Origin of the sequence: Macrococcus animalis, assembly GCF_047425875.1 — a bacterium.
In the GTDB taxonomy this organism is placed as follows: domain Bacteria; phylum Bacillota; class Bacilli; order Staphylococcales; family Staphylococcaceae; genus Macrococcoides; species Macrococcoides animalis.
This window is the reverse complement of sequence record NZ_CP179727.1, coordinates 1,864,738-1,887,157: the sequence shown is the minus strand read 5'-3', so window position 1 is coordinate 1,887,157 and position 22,420 is coordinate 1,864,738. Positions and strand designations below refer to the sequence as shown.

Annotated in this window: 26 protein-coding genes; 5 read left to right on the top strand and 21 right to left on the bottom strand. The window is 30.0% G+C overall.

What is annotated here, in order from left to right; translation table 11 throughout:
• Positions 1-2: 2 nt before the first annotated feature.
• Positions 3-215 carry a helix-turn-helix domain-containing protein gene (locus ACMGE9_RS09995; RefSeq protein ID WP_414042620.1) on the top strand — a complete coding sequence of 71 codons (213 nt, stop codon included), beginning with the start codon at positions 3-5 and terminating at the stop codon, positions 213-215.
• A gap of 19 nt (positions 216-234) precedes the next feature.
• Here ACMGE9_RS09995 and ACMGE9_RS09990 read toward each other — a convergent pair whose 3' ends face one another.
• From ACMGE9_RS09990 to ACMGE9_RS09980, 3 genes are all read right to left on the bottom strand, one after another.
• Entirely contained in the window at positions 235-1,047 is an 813-nt protein-coding gene (locus tag ACMGE9_RS09990; RefSeq protein ID WP_414042619.1) for a thermonuclease family protein, read from the bottom strand.
• Between the two features lie 152 nt (positions 1,048-1,199).
• A complete protein-coding gene (locus tag ACMGE9_RS09985) occupies positions 1,200-1,484 on the bottom strand; it encodes a thioredoxin family protein (protein ID WP_414042618.1) in 285 nt (94 codons plus the stop codon).
• Between the two features lie 31 nt (positions 1,485-1,515).
• Entirely contained in the window at positions 1,516-2,538 is a 1,023-nt protein-coding gene (locus ACMGE9_RS09980) for a permease (RefSeq protein ID WP_414042617.1), read from the bottom strand.
• 265 nt (positions 2,539-2,803) lie between these two features.
• Between ACMGE9_RS09980 and ACMGE9_RS09975 the strand changes: the two genes are divergently transcribed.
• Positions 2,804-3,217 carry an alcohol dehydrogenase catalytic domain-containing protein gene (locus tag ACMGE9_RS09975; RefSeq protein WP_414044489.1) on the top strand — a complete coding sequence of 138 codons (414 nt, stop codon included), beginning with the start codon at positions 2,804-2,806 and terminating at the stop codon, positions 3,215-3,217.
• Between the two features lie 76 nt (positions 3,218-3,293).
• Positions 3,294-3,668, top strand: coding sequence for a zinc-binding dehydrogenase (locus ACMGE9_RS09970; RefSeq protein WP_414042616.1), 375 nt, complete (start codon positions 3,294-3,296; stop codon positions 3,666-3,668).
• A 417-nt stretch (positions 3,669-4,085) separates the two neighbouring features.
• Here the strand turns inward: ACMGE9_RS09970 and ACMGE9_RS09965 are convergent, their stop codons facing one another.
• The 14 genes from ACMGE9_RS09965 to ACMGE9_RS09900 form a co-directional block, all read right to left on the bottom strand.
• A complete protein-coding gene (locus ACMGE9_RS09965) occupies positions 4,086-4,442 on the bottom strand; it encodes an MmcQ/YjbR family DNA-binding protein (protein ID WP_414042615.1) in 357 nt (118 codons plus the stop codon).
• Positions 4,443-4,515: 73 nt separating this feature from the next.
• Positions 4,516-6,585 carry an AAA family ATPase gene (locus tag ACMGE9_RS09960; RefSeq protein ID WP_414042614.1) on the bottom strand — a complete coding sequence of 690 codons (2,070 nt, stop codon included), beginning with the start codon at positions 6,583-6,585 and terminating at the stop codon, positions 4,516-4,518.
• Between the two features lie 170 nt (positions 6,586-6,755).
• Positions 6,756-7,571, bottom strand: a complete 816-nt coding sequence (locus ACMGE9_RS09955; RefSeq protein WP_414042613.1) for an aldo/keto reductase — start codon at positions 7,569-7,571, stop codon at positions 6,756-6,758.
• A gap of 151 nt (positions 7,572-7,722) precedes the next feature.
• Entirely contained in the window at positions 7,723-8,379 is a 657-nt protein-coding gene (locus ACMGE9_RS09950; protein WP_414042612.1) for an anti-sigma factor family protein, read from the bottom strand.
• Positions 8,369-8,866, bottom strand: coding sequence for an RNA polymerase sigma factor (locus tag ACMGE9_RS09945; RefSeq protein ID WP_414042611.1), 498 nt, complete (start codon positions 8,864-8,866; stop codon positions 8,369-8,371). The genes ACMGE9_RS09950 and ACMGE9_RS09945 overlap by 11 nt, the downstream gene beginning before the upstream one ends.
• A gap of 113 nt (positions 8,867-8,979) precedes the next feature.
• Positions 8,980-9,480, bottom strand: coding sequence for a hypothetical protein (locus tag ACMGE9_RS09940; RefSeq protein WP_414042610.1), 501 nt, complete (start codon positions 9,478-9,480; stop codon positions 8,980-8,982).
• A 368-nt stretch (positions 9,481-9,848) separates the two neighbouring features.
• On the bottom strand, positions 9,849-10,697 hold the full coding sequence (locus tag ACMGE9_RS09935) for a GIY-YIG nuclease family protein (RefSeq protein WP_414042609.1): 849 nt from the start codon (positions 10,695-10,697) through the stop codon (positions 9,849-9,851).
• A 62-nt stretch (positions 10,698-10,759) separates the two neighbouring features.
• Entirely contained in the window at positions 10,760-11,062 is a 303-nt protein-coding gene (locus tag ACMGE9_RS09930; RefSeq protein ID WP_414042608.1) for an excalibur calcium-binding domain-containing protein, read from the bottom strand.
• Positions 11,063-11,316: 254 nt separating this feature from the next.
• Complete coding sequence (locus ACMGE9_RS09925) at positions 11,317-11,505, bottom strand: hypothetical protein (protein WP_414042607.1); 189 nt, start codon at positions 11,503-11,505, stop codon at positions 11,317-11,319.
• An 857-nt stretch (positions 11,506-12,362) separates the two neighbouring features.
• Complete coding sequence (locus ACMGE9_RS09920) at positions 12,363-12,608, bottom strand: hypothetical protein (RefSeq protein WP_414042606.1); 246 nt, start codon at positions 12,606-12,608, stop codon at positions 12,363-12,365.
• A gap of 4 nt (positions 12,609-12,612) precedes the next feature.
• A complete protein-coding gene (locus ACMGE9_RS09915; RefSeq protein WP_414042605.1) occupies positions 12,613-13,503 on the bottom strand; it encodes a helix-turn-helix domain-containing protein in 891 nt (296 codons plus the stop codon).
• A 420-nt stretch (positions 13,504-13,923) separates the two neighbouring features.
• Positions 13,924-14,121: a hypothetical protein gene (locus ACMGE9_RS09910; protein ID WP_414042604.1), complete on the bottom strand. Its 198-nt coding sequence runs from the start codon at positions 14,119-14,121 to the stop codon at positions 13,924-13,926.
• A complete protein-coding gene (locus ACMGE9_RS09905) occupies positions 14,122-14,703 on the bottom strand; it encodes a hypothetical protein (RefSeq protein ID WP_414042603.1) in 582 nt (193 codons plus the stop codon).
• Between the two features lie 102 nt (positions 14,704-14,805).
• Positions 14,806-15,048: a hypothetical protein gene (locus tag ACMGE9_RS09900; protein ID WP_414042602.1), complete on the bottom strand. Its 243-nt coding sequence runs from the start codon at positions 15,046-15,048 to the stop codon at positions 14,806-14,808.
• 274 nt (positions 15,049-15,322) lie between these two features.
• Between ACMGE9_RS09900 and ACMGE9_RS09895 the strand changes: the two genes are divergently transcribed.
• Both ACMGE9_RS09895 and ACMGE9_RS09890 read left to right on the top strand, forming a co-directional pair.
• Complete coding sequence (locus tag ACMGE9_RS09895; protein WP_414042601.1) at positions 15,323-15,541, top strand: helix-turn-helix domain-containing protein; 219 nt, start codon at positions 15,323-15,325, stop codon at positions 15,539-15,541.
• 62 nt (positions 15,542-15,603) lie between these two features.
• The gene (locus tag ACMGE9_RS09890) at positions 15,604-15,999 is read left to right on the top strand and encodes a (deoxy)nucleoside triphosphate pyrophosphohydrolase (protein WP_414042600.1); all 396 of its coding nucleotides are present in this window, start codon (positions 15,604-15,606) and stop codon (positions 15,997-15,999) included.
• Positions 16,000-16,010: 11 nt separating this feature from the next.
• On the opposite strand, the gene ACMGE9_RS09885 is transcribed toward ACMGE9_RS09890, so the two are convergent.
• The 4 genes from ACMGE9_RS09885 to ACMGE9_RS09870 all read right to left on the bottom strand — a co-directional run bounded on the left by ACMGE9_RS09885 (position 16,011) and on the right by ACMGE9_RS09870 (position 22,417).
• Positions 16,011-19,157, bottom strand: coding sequence for a DUF3427 domain-containing protein (locus tag ACMGE9_RS09885; RefSeq protein ID WP_414042599.1), 3,147 nt, complete (start codon positions 19,155-19,157; stop codon positions 16,011-16,013).
• A gap of 121 nt (positions 19,158-19,278) precedes the next feature.
• On the bottom strand, positions 19,279-20,013 hold the full coding sequence (locus tag ACMGE9_RS09880; RefSeq protein WP_414042598.1) for a DeoR/GlpR family DNA-binding transcription regulator: 735 nt from the start codon (positions 20,011-20,013) through the stop codon (positions 19,279-19,281).
• Positions 20,014-20,092: 79 nt separating this feature from the next.
• Positions 20,093-21,460, bottom strand: a complete 1,368-nt coding sequence (locus ACMGE9_RS09875) for a PTS transporter subunit EIIC (protein ID WP_414042597.1) — start codon at positions 21,458-21,460, stop codon at positions 20,093-20,095.
• A gap of 30 nt (positions 21,461-21,490) precedes the next feature.
• Positions 21,491-22,417 (bottom strand): sugar phosphate isomerase/epimerase family protein, encoded by a 927-nt coding sequence (locus ACMGE9_RS09870; RefSeq protein ID WP_414042596.1) that lies wholly within the window; start codon positions 22,415-22,417, stop codon positions 21,491-21,493.
• Positions 22,418-22,420: the final 3 nt, after the last annotated feature.

Here is a 22,420-nt window from a genome sequence, read left to right as displayed (position 1 = left end):
CTATGATAAAAATTAAACTTGATGAAATACTCAAAGATAGAAATGTCTCATTGACTGAACTATCTAAAGCTGTTGATGTTACAATTGCTAATCTATCTATTTTAAAAACAGGTAAAGCCAAAGCTGTCCGTTTCAGTACACTTGAAGCGATATGTGATTATTTAGACTGCCAACCTGGTGATATTATTGTAAATGAAAAGAAGGCATCCGGTTAATTTGGATACCTTCTTCTTTTTAGTTATTCACCATCCAGCTTTGATACTGCATGCCTGATGGTTCGCAGCCCATGCGGTCATTGTCACGGTCAAATTTCGATTGATATGAGATATGACTATCAGTAATTCCGTATGGGTAGTATTGCTTTACTTCCGTACAATTCGCAAGTACAGTTGGTGCCCCACTTTTATATCGCGATGTTGGATATCCTGCACGTGATGGTGTCGGTGTCTTTTGAACCTTACGTGTATTTGGTGTAGACACTAGTGTTGAAACATTGCTTGTAGTTGATTTTATTTTTGTTGGCTTAGTTTTGTAAATAAACCCTTCACCTAAAGGATTAACGTATCCTTTTATTGACCAAATTTTATATTGTTTTTTCTTCGCGTGTGCTTCACTTTTTTTTAATGTATTTAAATAATATTTCTGCGAATAAATAAAGCCCACTCTTGCATACCCATAGCGCACCATCTCATTATTCACTAGTTTACCGTTCGCATATAAATATACTAAATGACGGCCATACTTATCTACTTTTTGATTATTATCATATTGAATTTGTAGACGTCCATAACACATATGGTTCTCTAGAAATTTAGCCGCTTCTTTCGCATAGGGTTGTACTGGTTTTCTAGGATCTTTTGATTCTGGTGTATCGATTAATAATAATCGAATTTTAATTGTTTTGTTTCCTAATTTAACGGATGCTGTATCCCCGTCAATAACGGAAACATACTTTACGTTATACTTTGATGAAATTGCTTGTGATTCCCTTTGTGGTAGTAATACTAACAAAAGAATTACTGCAATAAATCCTTTTAACAGTTTCATGAAAATTCCCCCAAACAAAAATATCTACTTAATATTATTATATTAAAATTATTTACATTTGGAACAACAAATTTACAATTAGACTATCTTTTTTACAATATTTTTATAAATTATGACATAGAAAAAGCCGAGATTTTCATCTCGGCCAAAAACTATAATTTTTCTTGTAATATTGCTTTTGCTTCTTCAACATTTAATACTTTACCATATGATACAACTTCTTCATTAATTACTAATGCTGGTGTCGACATCACACCGTATTTTGCGATTTCTGCAATATCCGTAACATGATCAACCGTTTCATTAATGTTTAAATCATTCAGCGCTGTTTGAACCGATTGTTCTAGTTCATGACATTTCTTACATCCTGAGCCTAATACTTTTACATTTCCACTTGATTCATTGACTGCTTCCTTCTTGTTAAATAAACACATCATTAACACTCCTTCTAATTATATTTATAATATGCTATATCAATATGCCTTCCAACATATTAAATAGATAACCAACGATAATAATACCAATCGTACAAATCACAACAAACGTTAAAAGTAATTTCATCTTCACAGCTTTTTTTAGCAATATGAGTGACGGTAAGCTCAATGTCGTCACAGCCATCATAAATGATAACACTGTTCCGAGTTGTGCACCTTTAGCAAGTAATGCTTCTGCAATCGGAATGACACCAAAGATATCTGCATACATCGGAATACCAATCAAAGTGGCAATGACAACGCCAAATGGATTATTACTACCTAACATGTTTGTAACCCAATCTTCTGGCACCCAGTTATGAATGAGCGCACCAATACCTACTCCAATTAATATATATGGGAATACTTTTTTAAAAGTATCAGTAACTTGTTCAATTGCGAAATCAATTCTATCTTTAATCTTTAAAGATGGTACGTCCATCTCCATCATCTTTGCATTTCGAATGAAGTCTTCTACTTGATCATCCATATTTAATTTTTCAATGATGGTACCACCTATTACCGCAATGATAAGCCCTACAATAACATAAACGATAGAAATATTAAGACCAAATATACTTGTAAGTAAGACTAAACTACCTAAATCAACCATTGGACTTGAAATTAAGAATGAGAATGTTACGCCTAATGGTAAACCAGCACTCGTGAATCCCATAAATAAAGGAATAGAAGAACAACTGCAGAAAGGTGTCACAGTCCCTAATAATGCTGCCATAATATTGGCACCCACACCTTTATACTTACCTAATATTTTACGACTTCGTTCTGGTGGAAAGTAACTTTGAATATATGAAATCACAAAGATTAATACACAAAGTAAAACCGTGATTTTAATGACATCATATATAAAAAATTGAAGACTCGCTACCCAACGATTTGTTATATCTAATCCAAGATGACTTAAACCATTGCCAATCAAATAGTTTAGCCACTTCATTCCTAAAATTTGTTCTTGAAAGAACAACCATATTGATTTCAAATATTCACCTACTTTCATAACAATGCTTGCTGCCTTTTTCTCTACACTTTTATCATACCATAATATAGATGATTATCTATATTCATTTTTGTCTATATTGTTAATATAATGAGATAAATATTAAATATTTTTAGCTAATTTGTAATACAATAATATGAAGGGCACAATACATAATAATGAGGTGAAAATGATGAAAGCAATCGTTATTTATGAACCTGGTGGTCCTGAACAATTAAAGTTAGAAGAAGTTGAAATACCTGAAGTAAAACCAGGATAATCACGCATTAAAATTATAGGATTTGGTATTAATCATTCAGAAATATTTACGAGACAAGGGTTATCACCCTCAGTAAAATTCCCGAGAATTTTAGGGATAGAATGTGCAGGTATTATTGAGGAAACAACCGATCAAGAAAATTTACCGATCGGTCAAAAAGTCATTTCAATCATGGGAGAAATGGGGCGTGATTTCGATGGGAGTTATGCTGAATATGTATTACTTCATAACGAACAAATTTATGCAGTAGAAACTGATTTACCATGGGAAATCCTTGCTACAATACTTGAAACGTATTACACAGCATATGGTTCACCCTTAAATTTAAAAGTAACACAAACTGATCGCATACTCGTGCGTGGTGCAACAAGCGGCGTTGGTGTAACATTTTTAAAACTCATTAAAGGTCAAATTTCCTGATATTAAAGTCACTGGCACTACTAGAAATATGAATAAGTAAGCGGTATTACTTGAAGCGGGTTTTGATGAAGTAATTGTGAATCAAAATAATACGTTACAACCAGAAAATACATACGATAAAATACTCGAACTCATTGGCCCCGCTTCAATCAAAAATAGTTTTCAACACTTAAATGAAGGCGGAATAGTTTGTAATACAGGACAACTAGGTGGTAAATGGTATCTAGAAGATTTCGATCCGATATTTGATATTAAAGTGAACAGTTATTTAACAAGCTTCTATTCAGATAATGTTGATGGTGATAAACTAAATGCCTTACTTGATTATATTCAACATTACAATATTCAAATTCAACCCGAAAAAGTATTTACTTTAGAAGATACACCAAATGCACACGCCAATTTAGAAGCACACAATAGTTTTGGAAAAGTGATTGTGCTCAATTCATAACTTAATCTTAAATTTATTTACACTTTTCATTTATATTATTTACCAATATAATTTAAATATAACATTTAAAAGGAGTGTGATTAATTGAATCCATTTTATCTTTTTATCATATTATGTATTAATTTATTACTCGGACTTTTCATTAAAGATAATGTATCAGACATTATGTTTCACTTGGTTATCAGTAATCTCTTTGCAGCATTTATTTTCAATGATGAAAAGAAGAAGCAAACATTATTGCCTAGAGATTATTACAATTATATTTTCATCCATATGATATATAGTGTTCTCTGTGTCATTGTATTTAGTTTTTATTTTAATTTTTGGATTAAAATTGGTTTATTCATATTGCTTAGCTTTACTTTAATTACATATACTAAGTACATTAATAATAAATAAGCCCTATTGTTATAGGACTTATTGAGTCAATTCATAGCTCTCATCTATAAAACCGATGAGTTCTTCTAAATCATCAAATTCATTTAAGTTAATACTGATCCAGTGGGATTTATTCATGTGATAAGCTGAATAAATGCCTTTCTTTTTTCTCAGTGGTCCAATGAATGCATTATCCACTTTAACATTGATGACATCAATTGCTTCATCACCTTCTAAACCCAATTTGTCCGGAGATAAATCCATTATCAGTGCAAACCATTTATGATTATCCTTATGACGATACACAGCATAGTCTTTATGATTTCTCCATGGATACTCAGGTTGAACTTGATATGATTTAGCAATCATTGATTCTATTTTCTTTCTTATAATCATTACATCACACCTTAGATATCATTATTCAACAATATAATAACAGACATCCTAATAAGAATGTCTGTTTCAAATATTATTCAGCTACTTTAATTGTATTTGTTGCTTGATCTAATACTAATGTAATCTCTTTAACATCAGTATGATCTAAATAGTAATCAGTAATCGTATCTCTTACATTTTGTTCAACGACACGACGTAATGGACGCGCACCAAGTGCTTTGTCGTAGCCTTGATTAATGAGCCATGTTTTAGACTCATCAGTGATTGACATTTTGATGTCTTTTTTATTTAATGTTTGTTGCACATCTTTTAGCATTAAATCTACGATTTGAGTTAAGTCTTCTTTTTGTAAATGATGGAACTCGATGATACCGTTAAATCGATTTAAGAATTCTGGTCTGAAGTAGTGTTTTAAATCGTCTAAGATGTTTTCTCTATTCTCTTCTTGTCCTTCTCCAAAGCCAGCATTACTTGTAGCAATGATAATTGTATTTTTAAAGTTAACGACATTCCCTTGTCCGTCTGTTAATTTACCATCATCTAACATTTGAAGTAATAACGTTAAGATTTGTGGATTGGCTTTTTCTATTTCATCAAACAGAACCACTGAATATGGATGACGACGTACTTTTTCAGTTAACGTGTTCGAGTTATCATCGTAACCTACATATCCTGCTGTTGTCCCAATCATTTTTGACATTGCAGTTTGATCCATATACTCACTCATATCCAAGCGAATCAATGCTTCTTTAGAGCCAAACATATCAAGTGCTAATTGTTTTGCCAACTCTGTTTTTCCGACACCCGTTGGTCCGACAAATAAGAAACTACCAATTGGTCGGTTTCCTTCATCAAAGCCTGCACGATTTCGACGAATGGCTTTAGACACCGCTTCTACCGCCTTATTTTGACCAATAATTTTTTCTTCAAGACGACTTTGAAGATTTTTAAGTTGTTCTAAATCATCTTCGTTCATTTGTGACACAGGAATACCTGTTAAGCGTTCAACCGTTTCTGCAATAGCTTCTCTTGAAATCTTGTTATCTGTATTAATGCTTGTACTTTGATCTTTTATTGTTTTAATTTGCATTTGAAGCTGTCCCGCTTTTTCGTAATCTTCAGCCTCGACTGCTTTTAATTTCTGCTCCTCTAATACTTCAATCGCTTCAGTACTATTTTCAGGGGTTTCAATTGCCATTGATGCAACATGTGCTGCTGTAATATCTAATAAATCAATCGCTTTATCCGGTAACAAACGTTGTGGCATATATTGAATTGATAACTCTACACATGCTTTAACTGCATCTTCATCTATTACTACATTATGATGTTCTGCATATTTATCTTTAATACCGTTTAAGATATTAACTGTTGTTTCCATACTTGGTTCATTGACTATTACTTCATTGAAACGACGACTTAATGCAGCGTCTTTTAGGATATTATTGCGATATTCATCTTGAGTCGTTGCACCGATTAATGAAATTTCACCACGACTCAATGCAGGTTTAATGATATCTGATAAACCTTTACTACCTGATTCACCACCAGTAGAGCCACTACCAATCATTTGATGAATTTCGTCAAAGAATAATATAGCATTTCCTAATGACTTAACTTCATTCATTAAATTCTGAACATTCTCTTCAAATGCACCACGATATTGAGTGCCTGCTTCAAGTGCAGAAATATCAATTGCATAAATTTCTTTATCCTTGATGGCATTTGGTACATCACCATCAATAATCGCTTGAGCTAAGCCTTCTACTATTGCCGTTTTACCAACACCAGCCTCACCTACAAGAATCGGATTGTTCTTGATACGTCGACTTAACACTTCAGCTGTATTACGAATCTCCTGATCACGTCCGATAACCGGGTCCAGTTTGCCCGCTCTAGCTTCCTCCGTTAAATTACGACCAAGCTTTGCAAGTATACCTTGCTCTTGTTGACCCTCTTGTATATTTCTTTGTACAGATTGTTGAGATGGGTTATTCATTTGCCCTTGTTGTAATGCTCTTAATTGTTCTTCTGTCACTTCTTTACCATTTATAAAAAATTTTTTCTCTGTGTGTCCATTCATGTTGTTGAACATACTGTCAAAGATTGCATCAAAGTTATTATTAAAAATTCCGTTGTTCATTTAAATCACTCCTATATTTAATTGTAGTGTATCAACAAAGGTTACTAAGTTACTTTTCCCTTTGTTAATTACATTATACACCTTTGGTCAAATTAGGTCAAACATTATTTTGACCTAATTTGACCTTTCTTTTAAAATAAGAAATTAAAAAAGAATGGATTTCTCCATTCTTAGTAATCTAGTTCACTATCCATCGACTTTGGCCAACCTGAAATAGATTGTTTCTTGTCTAATAACCTCAGTAAATTCATATCCTCTATGGTTAAAGTAAAGTCAAATATATCAATATTCCCTTTAATATGTTCTAAACTTGTAGACTTAGGAATGACAACAATCTGTTCTTGAATTAAGAATCTGAGCATAATTTGAGCTGGTGTTTTCCCATATTTACTTGATAATTCTTTTACGACAGTATTCTCTAAACATGCACCTTCTCCAAGTGGAGACCAAGCTTGATGCACGATATCATTTGCTCGTAAAAATTGATGCATCTTCTTATGTTGTAAATTAATATGCGTCTCTATTTGATTAACGACAGGTTTAACCTTCGCTACTTTGAGTATTTCATCTGTCTCCATCGTATTAAAATTAGATAACCCAATCGCTCTAACTTTCCCACTCTCTACAAAAGATTCTAATGCCTGATACGTACCGATACTGTCGTTCGTCGGCCAGTGAATCAGTACAAGATCACAATATTCAACCCCTAACTTCGCTAGTGATTCATTAAATGCATTGATTGTTGCATCATAACCATCTGACATCACTTTTGTTGTTAAGAAAATCTCTTCTCGTGGCACGCCTGACTTAAGTATAGAATGACCTACTGCAGCTTCATTATGATAATAAGCCGCCGTATCAATTAAACGGTAACCCACACGAATCGCCTGTTCAACATACTTTCCAATATGCGTATTATCGCTTAAATATGTACCAAAACCTAGTACCGGCATCTCCATACCATTATTTAATTTGATCGTCTCCATCTCATCAGCTCCTTGTTTCAATTATACTTCAGAATAAAAAAACCTGGAAAAATTAAGCACAGGAAATAAAGGGTTATTTTAATAAATACTAAAATAACAAGCATCTCTTTAAATGAGGTGCTTGTTATCATACTGACTTATTTCTTACTATTTATTTACTTTTACTTTGATACAAGTCTAATAATTTCATCTTTACTTTTTTATCTTTGAATCTTAAGACAACTTCATCTTTATCGTCGATTTTTTCTTTTTGATTATCACGATTAATGATGGTGTTCTGATTAACAAAATTAACAGGGAGATTTATACCATTCTTAATTAGCTCTGGGGCATAATTACCTTTTCTAGCCTCATAAATAATATACTCTCTGGTCCCTTTAGACTTTACATATATCTCTTCACTTGGTACTACAAAATGCTTATTGTTCTTGGCCTTAATATGAATAATTCTCTTATTCCCCTCTGCTTTAACAACTACTTTTACGTCATTTGAATTTGTAATCCATTGTGTGCTATAAAGGTAGGTATATAAACCAAACAACAAACTTGCAATGAATAAAGTCCCTAAAACCGACCAAATTATCTTCTTGTTATGGCTTTTCTTAACTTTCTTAAATGCATCGAATTCCTGATTATCGTGTGAATATACTGATGTATCCTCGCTTATAGCCTCTTCTTTTAAATGATGATATATATTTTTACACGATTCACATTCTCGCATGTGTTCTTCCATTATTGCATTGGTTTCATCACTTGTTAAACCATCGATATAATTGAGTAAAAGATCCTTAAATACACTATGATTCATTCTGTTTCACCTCGATTAATTTTTGTTTTGCTCTGAAATACGTCACTCTTGCCCAATTTTCAGTTTTTCCATAGATCACTGCAATTTCATGAAAAGACAGTTCCTTTTCAATTCTAAGTAATACGACTTCTTTTTCTAATGCCTTTAACTTGCCGATTGACGTATATAAATCCCCTAATTGCTCTTTAATTAAATAACTCGCTTCTAAATCAATCGACGTTGTCTCTAGATTATTCGACAGCTTATCTACTAAATTATTTTGACGTGTATTTTTCTGAAGTGACTGTTTGGCTAGGTTTAATGCAATCTGGCATAACCATGACGAAAATTTAGTATTTTTATTTGGATCAAAGTAACGTAATGACTTTAAAGCCTGATAAAATGTTTCTTGTGTGATTTCTTCAGCTAAATCTCTGTTCTTTAAATACTTCAATGGAAATTTATAAATAAATTCTCTATATTCTACATATATCTGATTTTCATTCATCTTCTGCCTCCTTCTATATATTATTCATAGTTATGAGGGTTTCGTTACAAGAAAAAGAAAATAATAAAAATAGTCTCTGTTCAAATTGAACTAGAGACTTAGAAAATTTTATACTATAATTCTAATTTTACTGCCCCACGATCATCATATGGGTAATAGAATATGTCTTCATCCATATTAGTAAGTACTGTTAATATAGATGCTTTTCTGTATGTCTGTGATTCATATCTAAAGTCTTGATAGCTAATATCTTTAATCAACTTAGTTAACTTCAAATGACGCTTTTGAATGACATACTCATATTGATGACATTCATTACTTAAATCATTATTCTGAATACTAAATTTAAAGGCCTCATACTTACTGAAATACTTTCTTAAATTTAAACACTTATATGGATGCTTATACTCTACACAGAATATTACTTTTATCTTTTCTTCATTCTTAAATAACGCATGAAAATGCTCAGTCATCTCTAATCTAATTCGCTCAAATACGGCATGATTAAGTTTATCATTTTGTAAGAAACGACTTTGATCTGGTAAGAGTTCGATATGTTCGAAATCTAAATTGTTTTCAATAATATTAAGGAACATGAGTTGATAATAATCCATAGAAGCCTCCAAAAAAAGTGCTTAGAAATTTTATTAAGTTAATAAAGTTAAAATATACAAATATTGTATCATAATAAAAAGTTATGATAATATGTTAGCAAACACATAAATGAGGTGTATTACAAATGGAATTTATATTTAAAGTTGTAGAGTTCACTCTCGTACAGTTAGCCAGCTGGATAGGCTCTATTAATAACTTCACAATCAGAAAGTCAAAGAGAGCACAAATGAATAAAATTATTAGCCTTATTTCTAAGCCAAATAACAATAAAATAATATAATTCTAATAAAGAACTGTATGTAGGTTTTTAACCAACCACATACAGTTCTTATGTAATATTTTAGTTCTTTAAAAAATGTATACCCATTTAATTAAAGTTCATACCAAATCGCTTACTTTCAAACACTTTTTTCCAATGATTTTCACGTGCAATGATTACTTCTTGTTTAGTTTTCGTATCAAATATCTCTAATATCGAATATTGAAAATTATTGATTATATATTCGTTAGTATGCAGTTCAAGAATTTCTTTAAAACCTTTGTTTTCACCAGTAGGATTCTCTAGATTTGCATAACTTGACCAGCGTTGCCAAATACCATTAGCATTACCAGAAGCTGAACCAACATATAATTTGCCATTACTCGTATCGGTAATGACATACACACCTTTAACATTACTTAAGGCATCTTTCCAACTTGGCTCTCCTTTATTAATGATACGTTGTAAGTCTCTATGTCTTATTCTCACATTTTGATATCCAGGAAAATGCCCTAGTTTTGTACTTGGCGCTAATTCATATATTTCTGGCTCTAATGAACCATCTAATGATTCAAACCAACGATTATATAAATTCCTACCAATAGGTTCTTTAATCTTAATGATTAATCTTTTAATATATTCCTGATATTCTTCTTGTAAAATTAATTTATAACCTATATTGTTGAATACTTCAGGCACAATTTTTTCTACTTTATAAATGCCACCAAACATAAAAAATTCAGGACCATAAGGATAATATTGCGCTAAACTTATTACATATTCTGCATTATTTAAGTTATTATTAGACTGTTTTGTTTTATATGCATTCATCATTATCCATTCAGGATCGTCATCTAACATTAAGTCCCATGCTCTATCTTTCTTATTATTCATATTAAACTTAACTTTTGTCTTAGCTGGATTTGGTGTTTTTATAAATTCAGTAAATTTAATCATTACATTCCCCTATATACAAATTTCATAAAAAAAGCCCAACAAATTTTGTAGGGCTAAAATTTCTAATTTTTGGCCATCCAAGCTTTGAATACCATTGCTTTAGCTTCACATGCCATTTTGTCTTTATCACGATCTAATTTTTTGGCATAAGACTTATGGTTATAAGTGACACCATAAGGATAATACTTATTTAATGATTTACAATTACTAAACTTCACTGGTGCACCCTTTTTGTATTTAGAAGTTGGGTATCCGACTTTCACCGCAGCTTTAACTGTATTTGTACTCATTACAGTATCAATATGTGAAACCGGTAAAGCAACTGATAATAACGCTACTGATGCTAATACTTTGATTTTCTTCATATCATTTTCTCCTATCTAATAATATCATGTATATTAATTCAATATAACCATATTTATCAAAGGCTGTAAATCTCTTTATCGATATGTCAATGCGTTGTTTAATTTAATAATTACAAATTATTTTTATAATTACTCAAGTTACTTTCATGTGAGTGAATCTCTTTAAGTGATTTCTAAAAATCGCATGTTTTTAATAAGTTGAATTGCTCTATTGATTTCATAACTTAATGTATTACATTCATCTACAACTATTGTTATGGGTGATTTTTATTATATTGCGTTTTCTTATATGATAAACGATAGATTGTTTCTCCAATAAATAATCCTAAACCAAACATAACTGGCTCTTTTCCATTAAATTTAATATCAAAAGCATTAAAAATTAAACCAATCATTAAGATAGAAAACACTATCATTAATATTTCAATTATATAATCTCTCATTTTTCAGGTTCCTCCTTAAATATTAAGTTAAAAATTATAAAGATAACTAAAATTAAAAGTATCCAAAATTTCGATGCATTTAGGTAAATTAAACCGAAAAAGTCTAAAGCTAAAATAATAAAAAAAATACTAGAAACAATATTTATAAATTTATCGATCAACCAAAAAACCTCCGTATATGTATTTTTAAATTTCATGAAATGTTATCTATTGTAGTTTAATGTCGTCTTTTTGTAGTTTTTTCATTCTTCCACATAAGGACGAGAGAAACATAAACTAAAAAATATAATATAAACCATGTATCTAAATGACTTTGATTAACTTGTTTCATTGTGTTAAAAAACAAAATAACTGCTAATATAGATAAAATAATTGTTCTCAACAAAATTCAAACCTCCTAATTAAGCTATTCTTTGTTACATTGTAATATAAGATGAAATAAATGGTAAAAAAATAATACAAATTTAAGGTAATTTTAAGGTTAAACTATTTGCTATTCCAATTTTAAGCGCAATAACTTTAATCAAGTGATAGGAATTGTGTGTGAAATATGATTAAAAGGGCATAATTAAACAACTTAATAATGGAGGCAGTCTAATTATTGTCATTATTCTTTTTAGATATAACTTTTATCTATTAATAAGGAGTTTTTTTAATTGACTAATAAAGATTTTATTTATCGTTTAATGGAAAAGAAATGGACTATGGAAGATTTAAATATATGTATTTTTTATCTGCTTGTATCGCTAGTGTAGTCGTAACACCGCTTTTCGCATTACCTGTTGGATTAATTGTATATTACTATTTCTTTTATGATGAGAAGTAGTAACTTTATTACTCATAAAAAAAACTAATCATCAATGATTAGTTTTTTTCCCTTCTAACTTCTTCTCTTTATATTCAAGTAACATAGCCATACATACTAAACATAGTATAATAACTGGTTTTAAGTATGGAATATCAAATATTTTTATTGTGATTACTTCATAATGAAAAACATACTGTCCCATATAATATAACCAGAAAAGCAAATTTAATAATAATAAAAAATAAACTACTACCAAAAATAACTTCGTAACCATTAAAGTAATTCTTTTATCCATTTTACTAATCCTCAAAATCCAAATTTGTCGGTTCTTTTGGCAATTCTTGAGACTGATTTAAACTATCCGTGTTTTTAACAGTCAAGTCAACTTCTTCTATTTTAAATTGATCTAACCAGACCTTACCTTTACCCACCAAAATTACCCCGAAATGCATTGCTTCAGCTTGCTCACTTACATCTAATACGACTGAATAATAATTCCATTCATTTGTTCCAATAATCGCTCTATCCATCATATTATCAAATTGTAATATATCATACTTTGCATCATCAATTCTTGCCCAAACACCACATTTATCAGCTTCTTCAGTTTTTACAAAAGCAGAAAATTTAATACGTTTGCCTCTATATTTTTCTGCAGATATACTTTGCATTAAAGTACCAAATGTATTGTCATTATATTCTGATTCCTCTTTGCTTGATGATAATAAAGCTGATTTCTGACCACTATGAAATACTTTATGATCTATCTTTGTTTCATATAAATGTGCTGTTGTCCCAGTTAATAACCATCCTTTTATTGTTTCTACTGTCATTGTTTCTTCCTCCTTATTTTGTGTGTTATTTAATCCACTCATCAATTTGCGATACTTACCTGGTGGCAATCCATAAATCGCTTTAAACCTTCTAGAAAACGCTTCTTGAGACTGAAAGTTCAATAAAAATGCTAAATCGATAATGGAAATATCCGTATACAATAAATACTGTGATGCATTAACAATACGCCTACTTAATACATAATCGTAAAAAGTATAACCTGTGACTTTTTTAAACATCCTTATTAAATGAAACTTAGAGTAACCTGTCATTTCTACATAATCATCCAAAGCATAATTTTCGAGCAGATTTTCTTCAACAAGTTCAATAATCTTATTAATATCTTCTCCATTCAATATTTATCACCTCACAAATATTGTATCTTATACATTCATATTATTTTTGATAAATGTTGCTGTATTATAAAGTTATATTAATTTTACATAGAATAGTACTTTCATGAAGAATCAATCAAATCAGTTTCTCAAGGAAAAAGCAGCCATAATAAATTGGCTGCTTTAATAAATGATATTATTAATCTTTAATGTTTTCTTCCTTTTCTAGCTTATTTATTATATTCCTTACAACAATAAGACTATATATCGTACTTACTAACATCATTACATTAATAATAATGAGTAACATCTTTACAGAATACTCTTCTGTTAGTGGTGAGAAAGTTAGAATTAAAAGCATTATAGGAGCATATACACCAAAATAATAAAGCATAAATCTAACATTCTTTAATTTTGAGTACATTCAATCACATTCCTTTACTAATGTATTTCTTCCTTACTATCTAAATACTTCGCTAAATTTTTAAAGAATAATGGAAAACCAATCCCCATAAATAATGCTGTGAAAAGTCCATAATAACTCATTAATCCTACACCTTTACCATCTGCATAACCCCAAAAAGCTAAACCAATCATAACTAGAATAAATCCTAATATCGTTAATTTAAGATTTTTCATTTATTCTTCTTCCAGTTCACTCTCCGGATATGCATTAATTCCTACATACATATTCTTTTCTTTTAAAGGTAATACAACATCAGTTTTAGGTAAATATGCTTTCTTTATAGCAACCATGAAATCATAATTAATAGATTTAATTGGCTGTGAAAAATGACTATACTTTGAAGACTCTTTTACTTTATTTGATGATCCTGAAATACCATTCGCAGTAACATAATATTGATTCTTTTCTTTATTAATATAAATTGGTGTGAGTTTAAACTCTGGATTACGCAGATTCTTTTCCTTCATATTAAATGTAATCACACCAGGGATTTGATTTTGTTTAATAAATTTATCTGTTGCATGATGATGTACTTGATATTCATCAATATGGAAATCATCAGCATAAGCTTGCGCAAATTCTTTTAAAGCTTCATCAATAGTATTATAACGTTTCCCTTTAATTTCTTTAGGTGTATCACCAAAGAATGCAACAAACTTTGGCCATTCAGGCTTCACCTGCTCCCAAGCAAATATTAAACCCACAATCGTTATTAGTAATAATAAACTTGCTATCCATCTCTCTTTAATCCCCATCATATACCTCCAGTGTTTTCTTTCATTATATATCATTTATTTCCATTTAATTCTTAAATTTACCTTAAAAATAAAACGACCCACAAAAGTGAGTCGTCATCTTCAATAATTCAGTTGGTTCATATATGCTGTCATATAAAGCAAACCCTTCTTGGTTACTTCAATCTTAAGATCTGGTTCAAATACATCTTCATCTAATAATCCTTTGAACTTGAATTCAACTAACCCCATATCTAACAAGATATAAATAATGTCGTCATCCCTAAAGTAATCATAATAGTCTGTATCTGGGTTGTTTTTCACCGTTACTAATACATTATGTATTTGTTCAAGCTCAAAATCCATGGTATCACCTCCTTTTTACGTGAGATGAATTAATCATAATATGGAAATTAAGGAATATTATTATTATTTCTAAATTAGAAATTATGATATATAAAATCAAATATCTTGATACAATGATTTAATAAGTCTATTAAATCGGTCATTTATATTTTGTTCAATAACTATTAATTATAACTTATTTTTTATCATATTTGTGGGTATTTTCCGAGTTGGAATATACCCACTTTTTACTGATTTACTTTGTTATTTTCACCTAAAAGTGAAGGTGAAATTAATGACAAATGAAGAAATAGCAAATGCTATAAAATATCACAGAGAAAATTTAGATTTCAGTGGAAAAGAAATGGCTTATCGGTTAAACATGTCACCTTCCACGTATTCGAAAATAGAAAATGGTGAACGTACAATTACAGCTGTTGAATTATATCAAATTAGTTTAATATTTAATCTTTCAATTGATGAAGTATTAACTAAACGAGGTAGAAGAGGATAAACATTTTAAGTAAAACAACTAAATGTTAAAATGATATAAATACCTATTTTAAGGAGTATATCATGAAAAAATACATCAAAGTAGTCGGAGCTGTCATTCAAAAAGACGGTAAAATCTTATGTGCTCAAAGAAATGAAAATACATCTTTGCCGCTTCTGTGGGAATTCCCAGGCGGTAAAATCGAAGAAAATGAATTACCAGAAGATGCTTTAAAAAGAGAGTTAATTGAAGAAATGCAGTGTGAAATTGATGTCGGTGAAAAAGTAGTCACAACGGTTCATGAATACGACTTCGCTATCATAGAATTAACAACTTTCTATGCAGTTATGAAAAATGATCATATCGAATTAGAAGAACACGCTGATATGAAATGGTTATCTCCAAATGATTTAAACACAATTGAATGGGCTCCTGCTGATATTGAAGCCGTAGAAAAAATAATGAAGGACGCTAAATAGCGTCCTTCATTTTAATATGTTAATTCATCTAATAATTTTTTAGGAACAGGATTTATTAATTTCCATTCTATTGATATAGGATTATCTCCTTTAGCACTGATAAACTCTAATTCTCCCATATAATAAAATGGTAACGTAATACCTTCTTCATTTGTAGCTCTTCTTACAAAAAGAAATATTTTTTTATTGTCTTTTACATGATTTATATATTGTTGTCCTGTCATTGAAGCTCTACTCGTTTTATTCTGTGTCTGCCAATGAAAATGAGATTCATCAATAAAGTAGTCATTATAAAGTAAATGCTCTTCAACACTTTCAACATCTTTCTTTAAATTGACGAAAATATAATGATTTCCATTAAACTGCTTAACGCCATCTCTCCAAGAAGATACAGTTTTATCATATCCAACTACAGCTGCTACTTCATGTCTACTATATTCTTTATATAATTTTAGTGGAAACTGTTCATTCAATAACTCACTTTCAAATTCTTTTTGGAATGAAAGAATACCGAATGTTAAATATTCTTTTAATTCTTCCTTCAAATTATCACTTATTGATTTTGTCGTTCTAAGTTGTTTTATTTCTTTATCAAAAATAAATAGAACTTGTTTTTCAAATATTAACTCTTCAGTTCGTTTCATCGCAAGTTGAATATTTTTTCGTAAGTAATCAGATGATGTAATTTGAAATGCTTCTTCAATGAAAGCTATCATCTCTTCATATTTGATCATTTCATTGATCAAAACTTTAATTATTACTATGTAATCAATAATTCTTCTGATAGGTAACAATTTAGTAATTTCTTTAACTATCCATGTATACATCTTACTTTGATTAATCTCTTTATCTACTTCACTATCAGCTTTTATTGCCTTATTAAGAGCACTTAAAGTTTTGTATGTTGCACCAAATAGCATAAATAAATCAGGCGCATTCTCATAATTATGAAAATCAATAATTTTCAATGTATGTGCATTATCTTTATTACTTATTCTAATTTGTTCTAAGAATAGCTTTGCTTCTTTCTTAATGTTTTCAGCAACGTAAAACGACGTATGATCTATCGTTTTAAGAATTTCTTCTTTGGATTTATAGTCTAATTCAATATGAACATTATCAGATAAATTATTAAAATTATTCTCAATGGTCGATTTTAATTTTTCTTTGCCTATAAAGTTTTGATCTCCAGAAAGAGCAATTGGAACTAAATAATTCTTTCGATCATTTGTTACAAAATCTAATACCGTTAAATATTCTTTATCATCATATGTTCTTAATCCGCGACCTAATTGTTGAGTAAATATAATAGATGATTCAGTCGGACGTAAGAATAGTATTAAGTTAATCTGTGGAATATCTACACCTTCATTAAATAAATCAACTGTGAATATAATTTCTAACGGATCTTCTTCGGATTGTAAATCAATGATTGCTTTTTGACGCTCTTCATCTGTATTTTTTCCAGTTAATATCGTTGTATTATAACCTCTATCCATGAATTCTTTATTCATGAATTTTGCATGTTCAATATTTTGGCAGAAACCAATAGCCTTCATCGGTCCACTTAATGTATACTGATTCATTTTCTTAATAATGAACTCAACACGCTTATTCGTACTTAACAATTTAGTGATATCTTCTACACTAATTCCATCTTTATCCGCCAAATCTACTGTATCATCACTTATACCATAGTATTGGAATGGAACAAGTAATTCACTTTCTAGTGCATGTTTCAATCTTACATCACTAATGATATTATATTCCGCAAGTTCATATACATCTCCGCTATCCGTTCTCTCAGGTGTAGCAGTTAAACCTAATAAGAATCTAGGTGTGAAATGTTCTATTACTTTCATATAATTGCTCGCAGTAGCATGATGGAATTCATCAATTATGATTATATCGAATAAGTCTTTATCCATCTTTTCAATATCTTTAGCTAATGTTTGAATAGATGCAAAGGTAAATCTCTTTATAACACGTTGATCAGCTTTATATTTTACGAAGTCATCATTTGACTCTGTTGTAAATATCTTTTTAAAAGTACTCAAGCCACTTTCTAATAATTCATTTCTATGCGCAATAAATAGTACATTTCTTGGGTTCAATTTTTCTGCTGCCATTGCAGATAAGAATGTTTTTTCTGTTCCAGTTGCTGCAATAGCTATCCCACGTTTATGCCCTTTTTCAATTGATAGTAATAAATTCTTGATCGCTTCTTTTTGCATTGAATTCGGTTTGAACACATTGTCGTCCGTTTTATTTATATTGAAAGACTGACTGATTGGACGCAATACTTTGTTTACTTCAATAAAGTTTTCATATTTTGTAATGAGTGATTCAGTTAAATCTACTACCTTTTCAGATTTCCAAAGCATATCATATCTCGCCTGAGTTTTTACATATACAGAGTCACTTGCCTTCTCATAAGTTCTAACATTCCATTCTTCACCTGTTTTTAATGCTGCACGCGTAATGTTAGATGAACCAATTATCACAGAACTCATATTATCAGATCTATGGAACAAATAAGCTTTCGTATGAAAGCTATCATCCATTTTAGGGCTCTGATAAACTTTCACATCAATATTTTCATATTCCATTAGTTTTCTTAATGCTTCAGGTTGTGTAACATTCATATATGTTGAAGTAATAATTCTGCCTTTGATACCTAAATCTCGTAGTATATTTAAAGTATTAACTAACATATTCAACCCTGAACCTCTAATAAAACTCACGATAATATCAAAACTATCGCAAGTTAATAGTTCATTTTTCATTTGATCAATCATATAGTTATACGTTGTATGATCATTCGTTATTAGTCTTGTTTCTAATAATGAAAAATCTTTTTGAATCTCATGTTTATATTTCTCTAACCGTTTATTACCTATTAAAGAAACCTGGAAAGGGAACTTATTATATCTACTATTTGATTTAGAAGTGATATAGTTTGAAAAATTATCGTAATTACGCTCAATTTCTTCACTTAATTCTTTGTACATTTCTAATTCATTTTTATTGAGGAAGTACTTGATTGAATCTTCTTTTGATAAATTATTTTTATGAAGAAGAACATCCTCGGAAAGTATTTTGTAATTTTCTAGGCTTTCGTATATGTATGTTTTTTTATTATTGTTAGAGTAAGTCATTGAGTTCACCCTTAGTATGTAATATGTATCTATTACAATAAGAATAGTTTAAAAGAGACACATATTCAACTTTATATTAAATCATAAAAATAGAACCTTCTTATCTTAGAAGGTTCTAAAATTAATTTATTAGATTTGTAATACTACTATATTTATCATTCTTTTTATCTGTAATAACTGTTACCTCATCAATTTCAAATGCTTTTACACTTGAAGTAGTATCAAACTTTGTGCTATCGCATAATACATAAGTTTCCTTAGAACGTTTCTTAACTTCTCTTTTTTTTGTTGCTTCTCGCAAAGTTGGTGTAGTAATTCCAAACTGCTTATCAATACCATTAGCACCCAAAAATGCTTTATCAAAAATGAAATTATCCAAACTATTTAAAGTAAGTGATCCACTTAAAGATGAGATATTTGGATTATATGTCCCACCTAATACAGTAATAGTAGCTATAATATCTCTATTAATATTAAATACATTAGTATTAGATGTAACGATATGAACATCATGCTTAACCAATTCTGTTAATAACACTGTACAAGTTGATCCAGAATCTAAATAGATTGTATCACCATCTTCAATCTCTTTTATCGCCAAACTTGAAATATATTCTTTTTCCTTAGTATTTAACATCGACTTAGTACTAAATGATAATTCAGATATAGTACCTTTTTTCTTAACTGCTCCTCCACTTAACAGTTGAACTTTTCCTTCTCGTTCCAATTCTTTTAAGTCGCGTCGTAAAGTTGACATTGAAACAGTAGAGAGTTCTTCTTGTAGTAATTCAATTTTAATTAGATCATTTGAATTTAATATTTCTAATATTTTTTCTCTTCTAATGTAAGGAATCATAATTGCACCATCCAATCTATTCTCATATATAATACCACTTTTAAAGTATTATTAGAAATTGAATAAATCAGAATGTGTATTACGCTAATTCATCTTCTTTTCTTGTAAAGATGTATCCTAAAACAGCTCCAACTATTGTTGATATAATTAAACCAATCATTGCATTTAAGAAGTTCCCTGATTTATCAGAAACAAAAGCAGGGAATGTAGTTACGCTACCAAATACGAATGCTGTTGTGACAACTTTCATTAACCCAAGATACGCCCCACCAATTGCACCAGCGATAATTTGTGCTAAGAATAATTTTTTATTTTTCACTAGTAAGCCAAACAATACAGGCTCAATAATAGCAGACAATGCAATTGTAATTAACCCTGATAAAGCAAATCCTTTTAATTTTTTGTTTCTAGCTTTAAAGTATACTCCGATAGTTACACCAATTACTGCAAAGTTACAAGCAAAAGTATAAGGTACAATATAATCAAATCCATACGTAGATACATTGTTGATCATAATTGGATTTACTGCCCAGTGAATACCTAAACTTACTAGTACACTCCATCCTCCACCTATAACTATTCCTGTTAAAATACTACTTCTCTCAATTAACCAATTCACTAATGCAGCTACACCTTCACCACTATATACACCAATAGGGCCAATAACTATAATCGTCAGAGGAATCATCACTGCTAATGAAATAAGTGGAATTACTACTAATTTTAATGTTTCCGGAATCGTTCTATCTAAAAATTTATAAAGATATGAGAAAGCCCAAATTGATAAAATAATTGGTACTACTGTTGCATTATAATTCATTAATACCGCTGGAACTCCAAAGAAATCAGTAGTAGCACCGTTACCTTTGTCTCCCATTAATCCGATATATTCTGGATTTAATAAAGCCGCACCTATTAATGCTGATAAATAAGGACTAGCTCCAAATCTTCTCGCTGCTGTAAACGCTAACAATACAGGTAAAAAATAAAAGACACTCATTGATGCCACATTTAATATACTATAAGTGCCACTTTTTTCGTCAATTAATCCTAACTGTGTAAATAATATCAATAACCCTCTTAAAATACCTGACCCTGCTAACGCAGGTAATAATGGTGCAAAAATTGCCGAAATAGCAGAGAAGATATTATTAATAATGCTACCTTTATCTTCATTAGTATTACTTACTTGAACACCCTCACCCTTAACTAACATTTCAAATTCATCATAGAGTTTTGGTACTTCCGTACCGATTAATAATTGATATTGACCCGCTTTATTAACGGTATTTACAACACCATCAATATTTTTAACTTCTTCATCATTAACAATTGACATATCTTTTAGTCTTAATCGAAGTCTTGTAGCACAGTGAGTCATATTTGAAACGTTTTCAGGGCCGCCAATTTTGTCTAAAATATTTTGAGCAACAATTTTATAGTCCATATCGATTTCCTCCTTAATGTTACTAGATATCTACTTCAAGATATCTAGTATTAAATCACTAACTTTTACAGCACTATTACTTTTAATTAAATTAGAAAAATAATCCATACCTAATTCATCAATAATATTATCCAATTTTTTTATCATTTTAATATTTCTCTCACATTCTTCAACTGGATCTTCAATGACTGGGAATGTATCAAAATAATAAGCATATTCGTAATTGTATAATTTTGTATAATATAAAAATTCGATTGTTTTTAATAAAGAGCTAGTACCTATCATCAATCCATCATCATTTAATCCATAACCATCATTAATATGAATACCAAACAACTTTTCTTTATCCCCCAAAATACTAGCACCATATGCAGGATTTTCATGTTTCATTAACATATGACAATAATCTAATGTAATACCAACATTATCTTTATTGATTTCATTTAGCATTGCTAAACTAACCCCAAAACTATCTACAAAGGCATATGCTCTAGGTTGGAAAGGTTTATATTCTATACTAATTTTCACATTAGGTGCATAATCAGCAACTTCTTTAATAGCATTAATAATTTGCTTCCAAACCTTTAAATAATCAATTTGGAATGAATAATCAAAACCATCAAAACCTAACCAAATCGTAACTACGTCACCATTTATTTCTTCACAATAATCACAGGCTTCTTTACATAATTGAATTGCTTTTTCAGAAATTGTTTGATCTGCATTACCAAGTTCACCATTAATAAATTCTTTTCTAAATCTAAGTGCTACACCATTAGCCTTTAAATCATGTTTCTTTAACATATTATTCATTTGTTCTGTTTTAATATTTACTACATGTTCAGGATAATTTAAATCTACATGTGATAATCCTAATCTGTTAAACTCTCCAAAAACCTGATCCAAATCATTATTAAATTTTGGTAAAAATGAATTAATTCTCGTAGCTAGTTTCATTAA

Bases quoted from the DNA above. Each gene is read 5' to 3' on its own strand.
- ACMGE9_RS09955 (WP_414042613.1), bottom strand. From the start codon at position 7,571: ATGGAGACGATCAAATTAAATAATGGTATGGAGATGCCGGTACTAGGT.
- ACMGE9_RS09920 (WP_414042606.1), bottom strand. From the start codon at position 12,608: ATGGATAAAAGAATTACTTTAATGGTTACGAAGTTATTTTTGGTAGTA.
- ACMGE9_RS09885 (WP_414042599.1), bottom strand. From the start codon at position 19,157: ATGACTTACTCTAACAATAATAAAAAAACATACATATACGAAAGCCTA.
- ACMGE9_RS09880 (WP_414042598.1), bottom strand. From the start codon at position 20,013: ATGATTCCTTACATTAGAAGAGAAAAAATATTAGAAATATTAAATTCA.
- ACMGE9_RS09890 (WP_414042600.1), top strand. From the start codon at position 15,604: ATGAAAAAATACATCAAAGTAGTCGGAGCTGTCATTCAAAAAGACGGT.
- ACMGE9_RS09965 (WP_414042615.1), bottom strand. From the start codon at position 4,442: ATGATTATAAGAAAGAAAATAGAATCAATGATTGCTAAATCATATCAA.
- ACMGE9_RS09985 (WP_414042618.1), bottom strand. From the start codon at position 1,484: ATGATGTGTTTATTTAACAAGAAGGAAGCAGTCAATGAATCAAGTGGA.
- ACMGE9_RS09960 (WP_414042614.1), bottom strand. From the start codon at position 6,585: ATGAACAACGGAATTTTTAATAATAACTTTGATGCAATCTTTGACAGT.
- ACMGE9_RS09905 (WP_414042603.1), bottom strand. From the start codon at position 14,703: ATGGGGATTAAAGAGAGATGGATAGCAAGTTTATTATTACTAATAACG.
- ACMGE9_RS09935 (WP_414042609.1), bottom strand. From the start codon at position 10,697: ATGATTAAATTTACTGAATTTATAAAAACACCAAATCCAGCTAAGACA.
- ACMGE9_RS09930 (WP_414042608.1), bottom strand. From the start codon at position 11,062: ATGAAGAAAATCAAAGTATTAGCATCAGTAGCGTTATTATCAGTTGCT.
- ACMGE9_RS09900 (WP_414042602.1), bottom strand. From the start codon at position 15,048: ATGGATTTTGAGCTTGAACAAATACATAATGTATTAGTAACGGTGAAA.
- ACMGE9_RS09950 (WP_414042612.1), bottom strand. From the start codon at position 8,379: ATGAATCATAGTGTATTTAAGGATCTTTTACTCAATTATATCGATGGT.
- ACMGE9_RS09895 (WP_414042601.1), top strand. From the start codon at position 15,323: ATGACAAATGAAGAAATAGCAAATGCTATAAAATATCACAGAGAAAAT.
- ACMGE9_RS09945 (WP_414042611.1), bottom strand. From the start codon at position 8,866: ATGAATGAAAATCAGATATATGTAGAATATAGAGAATTTATTTATAAA.
- ACMGE9_RS09925 (WP_414042607.1), bottom strand. From the start codon at position 11,505: ATGAGAGATTATATAATTGAAATATTAATGATAGTGTTTTCTATCTTA.
- ACMGE9_RS09995 (WP_414042620.1), top strand. From the start codon at position 3: ATGATAAAAATTAAACTTGATGAAATACTCAAAGATAGAAATGTCTCA.
- ACMGE9_RS09910 (WP_414042604.1), bottom strand. From the start codon at position 14,121: ATGAAAAATCTTAAATTAACGATATTAGGATTTATTCTAGTTATGATT.
- ACMGE9_RS09875 (WP_414042597.1), bottom strand. From the start codon at position 21,460: ATGGACTATAAAATTGTTGCTCAAAATATTTTAGACAAAATTGGCGGC.
- ACMGE9_RS09990 (WP_414042619.1), bottom strand. From the start codon at position 1,047: ATGAAACTGTTAAAAGGATTTATTGCAGTAATTCTTTTGTTAGTATTA.
- ACMGE9_RS09980 (WP_414042617.1), bottom strand. From the start codon at position 2,538: ATGAAAGTAGGTGAATATTTGAAATCAATATGGTTGTTCTTTCAAGAA.
- ACMGE9_RS09940 (WP_414042610.1), bottom strand. From the start codon at position 9,480: ATGGATTATTATCAACTCATGTTCCTTAATATTATTGAAAACAATTTA.
- ACMGE9_RS09870 (WP_414042596.1), bottom strand. From the start codon at position 22,417: ATGAAACTAGCTACGAGAATTAATTCATTTTTACCAAAATTTAATAAT.